Below are 15,067 nucleotides of genomic sequence, written 5' to 3' on the forward strand. Positions count from 1 at the left end.
GGCGGAGATAATGGCAAAAGAGATTACTTTAATTAAAAAGAAGATTGTAACAGAAGAAGAAAAAAAACAGCAAGTAACAGATGAGTTGTTAAATGATCTAGCTGAGAATAGAGAAGCAGTAGAAGAGACGATGCAGCTATTAGCGCAGTTGCAAAAAGCAGGAATTTTAGATGCAGCAATTAGTTTACTTGCTGCAAAAGAAGATGTTTCCAAAATAGCTGTTGAACAATTGAATCGTGAACCAGTAAAAAACGCATTAAACAATATGATGGGGGCAGGAGAGGCATTATCTTCAGTGGACCCAGAAATAACGAAACAAATAACATCTAGTTTAGTCACTGGATTACAATTTGCAACAGAGGAATTAAATAGTGGTAAAAAAACAAAAGTGATGGATTTCTTTAAAGTGTTAAAAGATCCAGATATCAATAGAGCAATTACATTCGGTTTTAGCTTCTTGAAAGCATTTGGTCAAGGGTTAGAGAAAAAATAGAGTAAATGAAAAAGTGATGGCAAGTAGCCATCACTTTTTCATTGTATGTATAAGAGTGTTCATGTTAAGCGGAATATATTATTATTAAAAAGATGGGTTGGAAATGGAAATATGGAATCCATCTCAAATATCGTTTTAGAATGTGGAGGAATATATGCAACACCGTAAAAGACTATCTATACCAGGGGTAATGGGACATTCCTTTCAAACAGTTAGATTTGCTTTTTGGAATGTATTAACCTTTCAACTTGCTTATAAATTATTAGCAGCGATTGTATTTGTCCCGCTATTTGGGATCATTTTTAATAAGTTATTGTATTTTGGTGGTTATGCAAATGCGACGAATGATGAATTATTAGCGTTTTTAAAGACACCATACGGCATTTTGGCAATCGTAATTTTATCATTGTTAGCACTGTTTCTTATCTTTACGGAATTTGCGGTGCTTATTATCATTTCGTACTTCGCTCATAAAAGACAAAAGGTGAAATTACGTCCGATTTTATATAAAACCGTAACGTATTTACCTACTCTTTTCACATATTGCTTACCAGGATTTATTTTATATGCTGTCGTATTGTTACCTCTTTTAAATCTTGGATATGAAACGGCATTAATTCCGCAAATTCAAATTCCTAACTTTATTACAGGAGAACTGTTTAAGACAACGATGGGACAAGTTGGTTATTACACGTTCTTTGCTGTAGTTGCGTATTTGAACCTTCGCTGGATTTTTGTTCTACCTATTGTTGTTTTAGAGCAAAAGCCGTTTCGCACAGCAGCACGTAAAAGTGCAACGTTAGTAAAAGAAAGTTTTTTTAAAGTACTATTCTTTTTAGTAGGATTTTTTATTTCAATAGGGATTGTGTACGGTTTATTTTTTGGAATGTATTTATTGTGTCTATGGGGCATGTATGAATTTACAAATCCACAGGGAACATTTGCATTATTAGCAGAATCAACAATGTCTGTATTTTTAACGAGTACATTGTATTTATTTAGTTTTATCGTGACACCATTTTATATTATGGCAATAACACGATTGTATTTACAAAAGGTTCCGGTTGAAGATGTTTTATTAGAAGAAGGATTAGATTATTCGAAAACAAAAGCAGATAAATGTTTCTTCCAAAAACATCGTTGGAAATTTATTGGTGTATATATTGTAGGAATTATTACTGCCGGAATGGTCGTTGCCTTCATTGTAACGTTTATTTCAAATTCATATAAAGAACCAATTATTATGGCTCATCGTGGTTATATTTCAAAAGGTGTAGAGAATACGAAAGAAGCTCTGCAGGGGGCTATTGATGCCAAAGCAGACTACGCTGAAATTGATGTACTGCAAACAAAAGACGGTGAACTAGCAGTTATACATGATTTGAAGCTAAAACGTCTTGCGAATGCTAATGTTCACGTGTCAGATTTAACGATGGAGGAGTTAAGACAGCTTACCCTTAGTCAAGATGGGTTTTCAGGACAAATAAGTACACTTGATGAGATCATTAAGCTGGCAAAAGGAAAAATCAAACTTAATATTGAAGTGAAGCTCCATGGTGGCGAAAAAGATTTCGTAAACAAAGTATTAAAAGCGATTAAAGATAATGAATTTGAGAAGCAATGTGTCATTCAAACGTTACACTATCCGCTTATTAAAGAGTTTAAACGTGCAAATCCAAATATAAAAGTAGGATACATACTGTATGCGAGTAGAGCTAACTTAAAGAATGTGAAGGCTGATTTTTATGTAGCAGAAGAATACATGTTAAATAAGAAATTAGTAAAAGAAGCAAGGAAGCTAAACAAGCCAATTTACGTATGGACAGTAAATGATATGGAGAGTTTAAAGGCATATTATAAGTTAAACGTGGATGGTATCATTACCGATTATCCTGAAGACGCACGTGAAACAATCAAGATGTTAAAAGAGCAAGAAGATCGTGAAAGTGATATGTTTGATAAAATTAGTGAGACGACAGAAGATCTATTTTCAAAGTTATTTATAAGTTATCCAGCTGCTGGCTAAATGCCAGTAGCTGTTTTTTTTGTGAAAAGAATATATTTCTAAAGTATTGAACAAAGTAATAAGTGTATATGTATACGTCATTGCTTAGTTTTTTTACATTGTTACATTATTGTCAAATAATAAATAATTACTATGCATTTTGAATGGATATAATAGAAATAGAGTAATAGATGATGGAGTGGTACGGAGAACCCAATAAAATCAATGTTTTATATATTTACACTATTCTAAATATATAAACTTTAAAAAAATAGTATGTTAGCGTTTTCATAACTTTTAAGTTATGCTAGAATAAGGACATAAGTTATTAATTATTTAAAAAAGAAAAAAGAATTCCTTTTTTCTGTTAATTATAAGGGGGCATTTCATTATGCGTATTGGGGTACCAGCAGAAATTAAAAACAACGAAAACCGTGTGGCAATGACACCAGCAGGTGTTGTACATTTAGTTCGTAACAATCACGAAGTATTCATTCAAAAGGACGCAGGTGTAGGATCTGGTTTCACAGATGCTCAGTATGTTGAAGCGGGAGCGAAAATTGTTGATACGGCTGAAGAAGCTTGGAACATGGAAATGGTTATGAAAGTTAAGGAACCAGTTGAAAGCGAATACAAACACTTCAGCGAAGGTTTAATCTTATTCACATACTTACACTTAGCTCCAGAACCAGAATTAACAAAAGCGTTAATTGAAAAGAAAGTTGTTGCTATCGCATATGAAACAGTACAATTAGAAAACCGTTCATTACCATTACTTGCACCTATGAGTGAAGTAGCTGGTCGTATGGCTGCACAAATCGGTGCGCAATTCCTTGAGAAAAACAAAGGCGGTAAAGGTATCTTACTTGCAGGTGTTCCAGGAGTTAAACGTGGTAAAGTAACAATTATCGGTGGTGGACAAGCTGGTACAAATGCTGCTAAAATTGCAGTTGGACTAGGTGCGGATGTAACAATCATCGACTTAAGTGCAGAACGTCTTCGTCAATTAGATGACATTTTCGGAAACCAAGTAAAAACTTTAATGTCTAATCCTTACAATATTGCAGAAGCTGTAAAAGAATCTGATCTTGTAATCGGTGCAGTATTAATCCCAGGTGCAAAAGCGCCAAAACTTGTAACAGAAGAAATGATTAAATCAATGGAACAAGGTTCTGTTGTTGTAGATATCGCGATTGACCAAGGTGGTATTTTCGAAACAACTGACCGTATTACAACTCATGATAACCCAACTTATGAAAAACACGGCGTTGTTCATTATGCAGTTGCAAATATGCCAGGTGCGGTTCCACGTACATCAACTCTTGCATTAACAAACGTAACAGTACCATATGCAGTACAAATTGCTAACAAAGGCTACAAAGAAGCTTGCCTAGGCAATACTGCATTATTAAAAGGTATTAATACATTAGAAGGCTATGTAACATTCGAAGCAGTTGCAGAAGCTCACGGTGTAGAGTACAAGGGTGCTAAAGAATTATTAGAAGCAGAAACAGTATCTTGCTAATAGAAGCATTATACAAAACAAAATCGAACAATATATAAAACAACATGATAAGAGCTAAGAGATAATACCTCTTAGCTCTTCTTGGTAAAAGGGGGCATTCATCGTGGCCAACCTATTTAAAAAGAAATCCGTTACGCAATTGTTAGGGGAAAGTAAAAGTAAAACTTTGACGAAAACGCTAGGGGCATTTGACCTAACAATGCTAGGGATTGGTGCGATAATTGGTACAGGAGTTCTAGTATTAACAGGATTAGTAGCAGCAAGAGATGCTGGTCCAGCAGTTATTTTTTCATTCATGATTGCAGCAATTGTTTGTGGATTTGCAGCTTTATGTTATGCAGAGGTTGCATCTGCACTTCCTGTTTCAGGTAGTGTGTACACATATTCATATGCAACAATTGGTGAGTTTGTTGCCCATTTAATGGGATGGACATTGCTATCCGTATATGTCGTAACGACTGCCGCAGTAGCTGGCGGATGGACAGGTTATTTCAATAATTTAGTGAGTGGATTGGGACTTGAAATTCCAAAAGCGTTGTTAACGATTCCATCGCAAGGTGGTATGGTGAACTTACCCGCAGTTATCGTTACGTTGGTGATAACTTGGTTATTATCACGAGGTACAAAAGAAAGTAAGCGTGTGAATAACATAATGGTATTAATTAAAATTGGTATTGTTGTTTTATTCATTGCAGTTGGTGTATTCTACGTGAAACCAGAAAACTGGATACCATTTGCACCGTACGGCTTAAGTGGAGTCTTTGCCGGAGGAGCAGCAGTATTCTTCGCTTTCTTAGGATTTGATGCATTAGCAACTTCTGCTGAAGAAGTGAAAAATCCACAACGTGATTTGCCGATTGGTATTATTGCTTCATTAGTCATTTGTACAATCATTTATGTTGTAGTTTGTCTCGTTATGACAGGTATGGTTTCTTATAAGGAATTAGATGTACCTGAAGCGATGGCCTATGTATTAGAAGTTGTAGGACAAGATAAAGTGGCTGGTGTAATCGCTATTGGAGCTGTAATTGGTATTATGGCTGTAATTTTCGCATACATCTACGCTACGACACGTGTATTCTTCGCTATGAGCCGTGACGGTTTATTGCCAAAATCTTTTGCGAAAATTAACAAGAAGACAGAAGCACCAACATTTTCAGTTTGGTTAACAGGAATTGGTAGTGCTTTAATTGCCGGATTTATCGATTTAAAAGAATTGTCGAATTTAGCGAATATTGGAGCGTTATTAACATTTGCGATGGTTGGTGTAACTGTCATCATTCTTCGTAAAACGCACCCGAAATTACAACGTGGATTTATGGTACCACTTGTACCAATCTTACCGATTATTTCAGTTGCAAGCTGTCTATTCTTAATGGTAAATCTACCGTTAAAAACATGGATATACTTCGGTGTTTGGTTAGCAATCGGAGTGGTTGTATACTTTGTTTATTCGAAAAAACATAGTCATTTAAAAGACGATGGAAGTTCGCAAGATAGTTTAGAAAAAGCTAATTAAAGGGATATAAAGTTAGTAAGCCTTGTGCGTCTAGGGAGCGCGCAAGGCTTTTTCTTTTGGGGAAATAAAGGAGACCAATGTTATGTTGTCGAATTTTTATGTCGGAATATAAGAAGGGGTGGAAAGATGGAGACGAAAGTTGTCGTTGGAGCAGAGGGATATAATAATAACCCAGGTTGGTTACATACAAATGAGGATGAATTAAATTTATTAAAAAGAGAAACGTGGCTTAATAAATTTCAGCCTAATTCTTTATCGGTAATTTTAGCTGAACATGTATGGGAGCATTTATCGTATGAAGAAGGTATAGAAGCAGCTAAAATATGCTTTGAGTTTTTACAAGATGATGGTTATATTCGTTGTGCAGTGCCGGATGCATTTTTCCCCAATGAAGAATATCAGCTTGGTGTGCAAGTGGGAGGACCTGGCCCGTTAGATCATCCAGCTGCAAGTCATAAAATTGTACATAACTACAAAACGATTATATCTATGTTTGAAGCAGTAGGTTTTCAAGTAAAGCTTTTAGAATACTGTGATGAGAATGGCCAGTTTCATTATAGTGATTGGGAAGAGAACGGTGGATTTATTTATCGATCGAAACGTTTTGATCATAGAAATCAAGATGGTAAATTAGGATTTGCTTCGTTAATTGTGGATGCAGTAAAAGTTAATAAATAAGAAGGGATGCACGGTAGTTTTCGTGCATCCTTTTTGTATGAAGGGCATGATAGATGCGGAGAATATTTATATGTTTATTTTGAAATGTGAACGAAATGTTTTAAAAAATGTATGAGAATTCATTGACACATATGAATGAACGCTCATATAATAAAGGTATAAGACATATGAATAGTTGTTCATATGTTCAAATAAAGAGGTGAGCTGTGATGGCTGAAAATAAAGTAGAAACGCAACAGGAAGCATGTTCTCAAACGGTAATTCACGAGGAAATCGTGGATCAAGTAAAACAAACAATTCCGACTGATGAAAGTTTAAGTAAAGTAGCAGAATTATTTAAAGTATTAGGTGACCGTACACGTACGAGAATATTACATGCATTATTTGAAGCTGAAATGTGTGTTTGTGATTTAGCTTATTTATTAGGAATGACGCAATCTTCAATCTCACATCAGCTTCGTGTATTAAAGCAAGCGAAGCTTGTAAAGAACCGTAAAGAAGGAAAGGTAGTTTATTACTCATTAGCTGATCAACACGTAATTCATATCTTCGAGCAAGCGTTTGAACACGTAAACGAGGAAGAATAAAAAAGCGAGGAGGGAGAACGATGGCAGAAGCATTAGTGAAAAAGAAACTTATGCTAGAAGGTTTAGATTGTGCAAATTGTGCAATGAAAATTGAAAAAGGTGTTGGGAATATAGAAGGGGTAACATCTTGTTCCGTAAACTTTGCAACAAAAACGATGCTTTTAGAAACAACGCAAAATAAAGAAAATCAAGTTGTTACGGAAGCGAAGCAACTTGTTACAAAATTAGAGCCACATATTAAAGTGCAAAAAGAGCAAAAAACAAAATCAGTAAAAGAAGTATTTGTATTAGAAGGCTTAGACTGTGCAAATTGTGCAATGAAGATTGAAAATAAGGTAAAGGAAATGCCAACAATTTCAGAAGCGACTGTTGATTTCGTATCGAAGAAATTACGAGTAGAAGTTGCAAATAAACGAGAACTTGAATCGACTGTACAAAATATAAAAAATGTTGTTCAAAAGTTAGAGCCTGATGTAAAAGTTGTTCGTGAAGAGGAAAAAGGACACGACCATGATCATGGTGATGGAAATGTGAAAAAGATGATAGGACGATTAGTAGTCGGTGGAATTTTTACAGGAATTGCTGCGTTAGCCGGATTACCGCAAATGATAACAATTCCATTATTCGTCCTTGCTTATTTATTAATAGGTGGAGATATCGTTTGGAGAGCGGTAAGAAACATAACTCGCGGCCAAGTGTTCGATGAAAACTTTTTAATGGCAATTGCAACTTTAGGAGCTTTCGCGATTCAACAATATCCAGAAGCGGTAGCAGTTATGCTATTTTACCAAGTAGGGGAACTGTTCCAAAGTATTGCAGTAAATCGTTCTCGAAAATCAATTACGTCATTAATGGATATTCGTCCTGACTATGCGAATGTGAAAGTTGGAAACGAAACGAAACAAGTATCACCAGAAGATGTGCAAATTGGTGAGTATATTATCGTAAAACCAGGTGAAAAAGTACCGTTAGACGGGAAAGTAGTTGAGGGAACATCAATGATGGATACTTCAGCGTTAACAGGTGAGTCTGTACCGAGGGAAGTAGAAGTTGGTAATGACGTATTAAGTGGTTTTGTAAACCAAAATGGTGTATTAATTGTCGAAGTTACAAAAGAGTTCGGTGAATCCACGGTATCGAAAATTTTAGACTTAGTACAAAATGCAAGTAGCAAAAAAGCGCCAACAGAAAACTTTATTACAAAGTTTGCACGTTATTATACTCCTGTTGTAGTTATAACAGCAGCAATAATGGCATTTATTCCACCACTTATTTTAGAGGGTGCTACATTCTCCGATTGGATTTATAGAGCTTTAGTGTTCTTAGTAATCTCTTGTCCATGTGCGCTCGTTGTATCGATTCCTCTTGGATTCTTTGGCGGTATTGGTGGGGCATCTAAAAGTGGTATTTTAGTAAAAGGAAGTAACTATTTAGAAGCATTGAATGATGTGAAATATATCGTTTTTGATAAAACAGGAACATTAACAAAAGGTGTCTTTAAAGTTACGAAGATGGAGCCTAGTGAAGGTATCACAGCTGAAGAGCTATTAGAATATGCAGCATTTGCAGAAGTATATTCAAATCATCCAATTGCACAATCTATTCGAAATGCATATGGAAAATCAATCGATGAAAATGCTATTGAAGATTATAGTGAAATTTCTGGTCATGGTACGGTTGTAAAAGTACAAGGAAAAGAAATTTTCGCAGGTAATGCTAAATTAATGAGCAAAGAAAATATTACATTTAAGCAACCAAATACAGTAGGTACACTAGTTCATGTTGCTGTAGATGGTAAATATGCAGGTTATATTGTTATCTCTGATGAGGTAAAAGAGGATTCAAAACAAGCAATTCAAAAGTTAAAAGAACTAGGTATTAAGAAGACAGTCATGTTAACTGGTGATGCAAAATCAGTCGGGGAAGCTGTTGGTAAAGAATTAGGTTTAGATGAAATTCATGCCGAATTATTACCACACCAAAAAGTAGAAGCAATCGAAAAAATTGATGCAGCAAAACGCGGTAAAGAAAAGATTGCATTCGTCGGTGATGGTATTAATGATACGCCAGTACTAGCAAGGGCAGACGTTGGTATTGCGATGGGCGGCTTAGGGTCAGATGCAGCAATTGAAGCTGCTGACATCGTTATTATGACTGATGAGCCTTCAAAAATTGTGACAGCAGTAAAAATTGCAAAACGTACACGTAGCATCGTATGGCAAAATATTATATTTGCATTAGGGGTAAAAGGGTTAGTGTTATTACTCGGCGCCTTTGGTATTGCAACAATGTGGGAAGCAGTCTTCTCAGATGTTGGTGTGACGTTACTTGCAGTATTAAATGCAATGCGTGTACTACGAGTAAAAGATTTATAAAAAAGAGGACGCAATTGCGTCCTCTTTTTTATTGGTTATTTTGTTGAAATGGACTCAAGAAAATAATATCAAATATTATTTTGTTTTTAAATAATTTAATATATAAATTTACAAAAATATAATATTCTTCTTATTATTTTAATATATTTTTTACAAATATCTATATAGTATTGAAAAATGGAGAAGTGGGGGAGGGACAAAACCCCACTGATTAAAGCTTCACTTTATTTTTGTATGTTTTTTTCAACCTGTTCTCGAACAGTTTGAATATAATTCATTTTATGATCCCAACATTCTTGGCTTAAATCGACAGGGTACTCTTCTGGGTTTAAAGTTCGCATATACTCTTCCCAAAATAGTGAGAGGCTGCGTTCATTATACTTTTGAATATCTAATATATTAGGTAATTCATACGCTCTCTTACCATTAATGAAAATATCTTGATGCAGTTCGCGTGCTTCAAAGCTTGTTACGAATTTACTTATATATGTATGAACTGGATGAAACATTTTTAAACGCTCTTCTTTTCCGGGTTCTTCTGACTCTAAAGCAATATAATCGCCCTCTGCATGATCGTTAACACGGTTAATAATACGATAAACTCGTTTAAGTCCTGGGGTTGTAATTTTTTCAGGATTAGATGAAATCTTAATCGTATCATTTAATTTTCCGTCAGTATCTTCAATAGCGACTAGTTTATAAACAGCCCCTAATGCTGGCTGCTCAAAGGATGTAATCAGCTTTGTACCAACACCCCATACATCAATTTTTGCCCCTTGAGATTTCAAGTGCATAATCGTATATTCATCTAAATCGCTAGAAGCGATAATTTTTGTGTTTGTAAATCCAGCTGCATCAAGTTGTTTTCTGGCCTCCTTTGATAAATATGCCATATCACCACTATCAAGGCGAATGCCATAAAAATCGATACGATCCCCGAACTCTTTTGCAACACGAATCGCATTTGGAACACCAGATTTTAATGTGTCGTATGTATCGACAAGAAATACACATTTTTTATGTGTTTCAGCATATTTTTTAAATGCAACATATTCATCGCGATATGCTTGAACGAAAGAATGGGCATGTGTGCCAGCTACAGGGATGCCAAATCGTTTCCCTGCGCGAACGTTACTTGTAGATGAAAAACCACCAATAAAGGCAGCTCGTGTTCCCCAAAGGGCAGCATCAAACTCATGAGCGCGTCTTGTACCGAACTCTAAAAGCTCATCATTATTTGCAGCGTGCTTCATACGTGCAGCTTTTGTAGCAATTAATGTTTGGTAATTTACAATATTTAAGAGGGCGGTTTCAATTATTTGTGCCTCGCCAAGCGGTGCATCAACACGTAATAATGGTTCGTTATTAAAAACAACTTCGCCTTCTTGCATACCACGAATCGTGCCAGTAAATTTCATGTTTTGTAAATAATGAAGGAAGTCTTCTTCAAATTGCAGCTCTGCTAAATAAGCGATGTCACTTTCGGTAAAGCTGAAATTTTCTATGTACTCTACAATTTTTTCAAGACCAGCAAAAACAGCATAGCCGTTTTCGAATGGAAGCTTTCGAAAGTATAGATCAAAAACAGAACGGCGAGTATGAATACCATCTTTCCAATATGTATAAGCCATGTTGATTTGATATAAATCTGTATGTAAGGCGTAACTATCGTCTTTATAATGATTCATTGCGAAAACACCTCCGTAATTTGGTTATAGTATACCAATTTTTCCCCTTTCGTAGCAAAGAAGTAATAGGGGATTGAAGTCAAGAGAGAAAAAAATGAAATAATGCATATTTTTTAGAAAATTTACATTTATCAATTTATATTTCTCTAGATTTTATGTATTATTAGAGTAGTGGGGGTAATGAGAATGGAGGAGGACAATGCAACAAACATTAGAAAAAATAGGCAAGCAAGTTTTTTATAAACGGCTACAGCAAAAAATGACACAAGAAGAATTATGTCAGGGCATTTGTTCTGTCTCATACTTAAGTAAGATCGAAAATGGAAAGATTGAAGCATCAGAAGAAATTCTACAATTGCTCTGCACAAGACTAGAAATTGCTGTGACGGATTTGAGAGATGTAGAAGAAGATGTGAAAGTGAAGTTGGACGAGTGGTTGAATGCATTAGTTCATTTGGACAAGCAACAAGTAGAGCGCATATACGAAGAGTTGCAAGGTGAAATGAAGCATGTGTTGGATTTTGAAATTATAAATTATTATAAGTTACTTTATACGCGGTATTTAATTATGAAAAGGGATTTTCCTGCTGTCAAAGAAGAGTTAGAGAGCTTAAAGAAAATGTACAAAAAGTATTCACCATTCCAAAAATTATTATATACGTATAGCAAAGGATTATATTATTTTTTACAGCATAGATATAAGAGGGCATTGGAGTATTTGACTCGAACAGAAATAATGGCAAAGGAACAAGGTTATCACGAGAATGGAATATATTTCAATTTAGCTCTTGTTTATAATGAATTGGAAGTTGAACATATGACTTTACATTTTGCTAATGTAGCAATGGAAGGGTTTAAGAATGAATATAAGTTTCGTTATGTGATAAACTGCCAGTTACTTATTGCGTTGAGTTATATACAAAAAAAACAATATAATGAAGCACTATCTATTTATAATAATATTTTGAGAGAAGCAAATTCTTTTGCCGATAAAGAAAGCATAACAGCTATTGCTTTAAATAATTTAGGCTTCTTGTACTATAACTTAAAAGATTATGCAAAAGCTAAAGATTATTATTTGCAATGCTTAAAGTACAAGAAGGAAGAGGATTTAAATTATATTGATGCAGTGTATGAAATCGCTTTACAGTGTATTGAATTAAAAGAATTTGAAGAAGCGAAAGATTGGATTGGTAAAGGGATAGATATCGCGAAGAGGGATGAAAAGTATAAAAGTATGTTATATATACTTTTAATGCTTAAGCATAAATACTTTGAAACTAAAGATGTTTATAAAAAGTTTTTAGAAGTTGAGGCAATCCCATTTTTTAGAGGCGAAGAGAATAAAAAGGAATTAAAAATAGTGTATTTAGAACTAGCAGGATATCATGAAGAATTATTAGAGTTTAGGGAAAGTAATAATTATTATAAATTAGCAATTAATCTATTAGAAGAAAAGGGAGGAAAATAGTATGAAAAAGAAAATAATTATTGGTGCTTTGGCTTTAGTAGCTGTATTAGTGGTATTGGAACCGCAATATGCTTGGACATCGGATATCTATGGTCAAGGAGAAAAAGTAGTTGAAGTGGTAAATTCTTAATAAAAACCCCTTTCCAATCGGAAAGGGGTTTTTCAATATTTGTTCCCCAAAATTCTACAAAACTTGAGAAAATAATTATTTGAATTTTTAGTATATTAATAGTGGAAACATAGTGCTACGATAAAACTACTCTTTTTCAAAAAAAATTTTTATTAGGGGGAAGGCTATATGAAAAAGAAAAGTTTAGCGTTAGTGTTAGCGGCAGGAATGGCAGTTACTACGTTCGGAGGGACAGGCTCTGCATTTGCGGATTCTAAAAATGTACTCTCTACTAAGAAGTACAATGAGACGGTACAGTCACCTGAGTTTATTTCTGGTGATCTAACTGGAGCGACTGGTAAGAAAGCGGAATCTGTGGTGTTTGATTACTTAAACGCAGCAAAAGGTGATTATAAGCTAGGGGAAAAGAGTGCACAAGATTCTTTCAAAGTGAAACAAGTGAAAAAAGATGCTGTAACTGATTCAACAGTAGTACGTATGCAACAAGTTTACGAGGGAGTACCTGTATGGGGGTCTACTCAAGTAGCTCACGTAAGTAAAGATGGTTCTTTAAAAGTATTGTCTGGAACAGTTGCGCCTGATTTAGACAAGAAGGAAAAGTTAAAAAACAAAAATAAGATTGAAGGCGCAAAAGCAATTGAAATTGCGCAACAAGATTTAGGAGTAACACCTAAATATGAAGTGGATCCAAAAGCGGACTTATATGTATATCAAAATGGTGAAGAAACGACATATGCATACGTTGTGAATTTAAACTTCTTAGAGCCAAATCCAGGAAACTATTACTATTTCATTGAAGCGGAAAGCGGTAAAGTGTTAAATAAATATAATAAACTTGATCATGTAACGAATGATGATAAGTCACCAGTTAAGCAAGATGCTCCTAAACAGGAAGCGAAAGCGGTTGTAAAGCCTGTAACAGGGACGAATAAGGTTGGAACTGGTAAAGGTGTATTAGGAGATACGAAATCGCTTAATACAACGTTATCTGGATCGTCTTACTATTTACAAGATAATACGCGCGGAGCAACAATTTTCACATATGATGCGAAAAACCGCTCAACATTACCAGGAACATTATGGGCAGATGCAGATAATGTTTTCAATGCAGCGTATGATGCAGCGGCAGTAGATGCTCATTACTATGCAGGTAAAACATATGATTACTATAAAGCTACATTTAACAGAAACTCTATTAATGATGCAGGAGCGCCATTAAAATCAACAGTTCATTACGGAAGTAAGTATAATAATGCATTCTGGAATGGCTCACAAATGGTATACGGAGATGGTGATGGTGTAACATTCACTTCATTATCTGGTGGAATTGATGTAATTGGACACGAATTAACACATGCTGTTACGGAAAATAGCTCGGATTTAATTTATCAAAATGAATCAGGAGCGTTAAATGAAGCAATTTCTGATATTTTTGGTACTTTAGTAGAATTCTATGATAACCGTAACCCAGATTGGGAGATTGGTGAAGATATTTATACACCTGGACAAGCAGGAGATGCACTTCGTTCTATGAGTGATCCAGCGAAATATGGTGATCCAGACCATTATTCTAAGCGTTACACTGGTTCAAGTGATAACGGTGGCGTTCATACAAACAGTGGTATTATTAACAAACAAGCTTATTTATTAGCAAATGGTGGTACGCATTCTGGTGTAACTGTAACTGGTATCGGTAAAGATAAATTAGGTGCGATTTACTACCGTGCAAATACACAGTATTTCACGCAATCTACTACATTTAGTCAAGCACGTGCTGGTGCAGTACAAGCTGCAGCTGATTTATATGGTGCTAGCTCTGCAGAAGTAGCAGCAGTTAAGCAATCATTTAGTGCTGTTGGTGTAAACTAAGGCTTTAAGGGATAGTTATTAATAAAATACCTCAAAAATAAAGAAGGAGCATAGGCTCCTTCTTTATTTTTTTCTCCATTTTTTCCACAAATAAAATAATCCAACACAACCTGCGATTGTAATAATCCATTTCGCTTCATTTGTTCCGTTAATGACATGATATGCAGAATATACTTCAATCAATAAAGCCGGTATTTTCCCTATTGTGCTGGCAATACTGAAAGAGAGTAATGACATTTTGCCTAGAGCTGCAAATAAAGTAACGATACTTGATGGGATGAAAGGTATGAATCGAAACGATAGAACGAGTAGAAAGGCCTCTCTACCTTCTACATAAAGTAGGCGTTCTACCTTTGGATACTTATTTACTTTGTTGTGAGTGAATTTCTGAAGGCCTATACGATAAATATAAAACGAGATAATAGCCCCTAATGCCTCACCTGCGATCGAAATAATGGTTCCGTTTGTTACACCAAAGAGCTGTATATTAATAGCGGTCAAAAAAATACTAGGGATAAAACCTAAAAGACTGATGATGATGTTAATTAAGATACTAAGTGGAATTGCGATTGAATAATAGTCTGTTAAGAAGTTTTGAATTGTTTCAGCCATTGTTTAAAATCCTTTATCTTTTTTTGCATTACACCATATTTCTATTATGTAGGCAAGTGCAAATTTACATAATGTAGGAAACTGTTGATGGAAAGGGGTTTGTATACCTTATATA

Annotated in this window: 12 protein-coding genes; 10 read left to right on the forward strand and 2 right to left on the reverse strand. The window is 35.0% G+C overall.

Features of this window, described 5'->3' with window-relative positions:
• Window positions 1–10 precede the first annotated feature (10 nt).
• The 7 genes from MHH66_RS03055 to MHH66_RS03085 all read left to right on the forward strand — a co-directional run bounded on the left by MHH66_RS03055 (window position 11) and on the right by MHH66_RS03085 (window position 9,182).
• Window positions 11–493, forward strand: coding sequence for a DUF1641 domain-containing protein (locus tag MHH66_RS03055; protein ID WP_002140332.1), 483 nt, complete (start codon window positions 11–13; stop codon window positions 491–493).
• Between the two features lie 154 nt (window positions 494–647).
• The gene (locus tag MHH66_RS03060; RefSeq protein ID WP_078185216.1) at window positions 648–2,519 is read left to right on the forward strand and encodes a glycerophosphoryl diester phosphodiesterase membrane domain-containing protein; all 1,872 of its coding nucleotides are present in this window, start codon (window positions 648–650) and stop codon (window positions 2,517–2,519) included.
• A gap of 370 nt (window positions 2,520–2,889) precedes the next feature.
• Window positions 2,890–4,023 carry an alanine dehydrogenase gene (gene ald / locus MHH66_RS03065; protein WP_002010453.1) on the forward strand — a complete coding sequence of 378 codons (1,134 nt, stop codon included), beginning with the start codon at window positions 2,890–2,892 and terminating at the stop codon, window positions 4,021–4,023.
• 103 nt (window positions 4,024–4,126) lie between these two features.
• Window positions 4,127–5,542 (forward strand): amino acid permease, encoded by a 1,416-nt coding sequence (locus MHH66_RS03070; RefSeq protein WP_002063741.1) that lies wholly within the window; start codon window positions 4,127–4,129, stop codon window positions 5,540–5,542.
• A 126-nt stretch (window positions 5,543–5,668) separates the two neighbouring features.
• Complete coding sequence (locus MHH66_RS03075; protein ID WP_078185217.1) at window positions 5,669–6,220, forward strand: class I SAM-dependent methyltransferase; 552 nt, start codon at window positions 5,669–5,671, stop codon at window positions 6,218–6,220.
• A 209-nt stretch (window positions 6,221–6,429) separates the two neighbouring features.
• The gene (locus MHH66_RS03080; protein WP_002010461.1) at window positions 6,430–6,807 is read left to right on the forward strand and encodes an ArsR/SmtB family transcription factor; all 378 of its coding nucleotides are present in this window, start codon (window positions 6,430–6,432) and stop codon (window positions 6,805–6,807) included.
• A gap of 20 nt (window positions 6,808–6,827) precedes the next feature.
• Window positions 6,828–9,182 (forward strand): heavy metal translocating P-type ATPase, encoded by a 2,355-nt coding sequence (locus MHH66_RS03085; RefSeq protein WP_078185218.1) that lies wholly within the window; start codon window positions 6,828–6,830, stop codon window positions 9,180–9,182.
• A gap of 224 nt (window positions 9,183–9,406) precedes the next feature.
• Here MHH66_RS03085 and MHH66_RS03090 read toward each other — a convergent pair whose 3' ends face one another.
• Window positions 9,407–10,870, reverse strand: coding sequence for a nicotinate phosphoribosyltransferase (locus tag MHH66_RS03090; protein ID WP_078185219.1), 1,464 nt, complete (start codon window positions 10,868–10,870; stop codon window positions 9,407–9,409).
• Window positions 10,871–11,069: 199 nt separating this feature from the next.
• Here MHH66_RS03090 and MHH66_RS03095 point away from each other — a divergent pair, with 199 nt between their 5' ends.
• The 3 genes from MHH66_RS03095 to MHH66_RS03105 all read left to right on the forward strand — a co-directional run bounded on the left by MHH66_RS03095 (window position 11,070) and on the right by MHH66_RS03105 (window position 14,340).
• Window positions 11,070–12,341, forward strand: coding sequence for a tetratricopeptide repeat protein (locus MHH66_RS03095; protein ID WP_078185220.1), 1,272 nt, complete (start codon window positions 11,070–11,072; stop codon window positions 12,339–12,341).
• Between the two features lies 1 nt (window position 12,342).
• Window positions 12,343–12,471 carry an NprX family peptide pheromone gene (locus MHH66_RS03100; protein ID WP_016089358.1) on the forward strand — a complete coding sequence of 43 codons (129 nt, stop codon included), beginning with the start codon at window positions 12,343–12,345 and terminating at the stop codon, window positions 12,469–12,471.
• Window positions 12,472–12,639: 168 nt separating this feature from the next.
• Window positions 12,640–14,340, forward strand: a complete 1,701-nt coding sequence (locus tag MHH66_RS03105) for a M4 family metallopeptidase (RefSeq protein ID WP_002091020.1) — start codon at window positions 12,640–12,642, stop codon at window positions 14,338–14,340.
• Between the two features lie 63 nt (window positions 14,341–14,403).
• On the opposite strand, the gene MHH66_RS03110 is transcribed toward MHH66_RS03105, so the two are convergent.
• A complete protein-coding gene (locus MHH66_RS03110; protein ID WP_002029716.1) occupies window positions 14,404–14,952 on the reverse strand; it encodes a TVP38/TMEM64 family protein in 549 nt (182 codons plus the stop codon).
• Window positions 14,953–15,067: the final 115 nt, after the last annotated feature.

It is taken from the genome of Bacillus sp. FSL H8-0492, from assembly GCF_038006145.1.
Lineage (GTDB): Bacteria > Bacillota > Bacilli > Bacillales > Bacillaceae_G > Bacillus_A > Bacillus_A mycoides.

What these genes read in the sequence shown, in the direction of transcription:
- MHH66_RS03075 (WP_078185217.1), top strand. Translation starts at nt 5,669, where the DNA reads ATGGAGACGAAAGTTGTCGTTGGAGCAGAGGGATATAATAATAACCCA.
- MHH66_RS03060 (WP_078185216.1), top strand. Translation starts at nt 648, where the DNA reads ATGCAACACCGTAAAAGACTATCTATACCAGGGGTAATGGGACATTCC.
- MHH66_RS03100 (WP_016089358.1), top strand. Translation starts at nt 12,343, where the DNA reads ATGAAAAAGAAAATAATTATTGGTGCTTTGGCTTTAGTAGCTGTATTA.
- MHH66_RS03090 (WP_078185219.1), bottom strand. Translation starts at nt 10,870, where the DNA reads ATGAATCATTATAAAGACGATAGTTACGCCTTACATACAGATTTATAT.
- MHH66_RS03095 (WP_078185220.1), top strand. Translation starts at nt 11,070, where the DNA reads ATGCAACAAACATTAGAAAAAATAGGCAAGCAAGTTTTTTATAAACGG.
- MHH66_RS03105 (WP_002091020.1), top strand. Translation starts at nt 12,640, where the DNA reads ATGAAAAAGAAAAGTTTAGCGTTAGTGTTAGCGGCAGGAATGGCAGTT.
- MHH66_RS03110 (WP_002029716.1), bottom strand. Translation starts at nt 14,952, where the DNA reads ATGGCTGAAACAATTCAAAACTTCTTAACAGACTATTATTCAATCGCA.
- MHH66_RS03080 (WP_002010461.1), top strand. Translation starts at nt 6,430, where the DNA reads ATGGCTGAAAATAAAGTAGAAACGCAACAGGAAGCATGTTCTCAAACG.
- ald (WP_002010453.1), top strand. Translation starts at nt 2,890, where the DNA reads ATGCGTATTGGGGTACCAGCAGAAATTAAAAACAACGAAAACCGTGTG.
- MHH66_RS03055 (WP_002140332.1), top strand. Translation starts at nt 11, where the DNA reads ATGGCAAAAGAGATTACTTTAATTAAAAAGAAGATTGTAACAGAAGAA.
- MHH66_RS03085 (WP_078185218.1), top strand. Translation starts at nt 6,828, where the DNA reads ATGGCAGAAGCATTAGTGAAAAAGAAACTTATGCTAGAAGGTTTAGAT.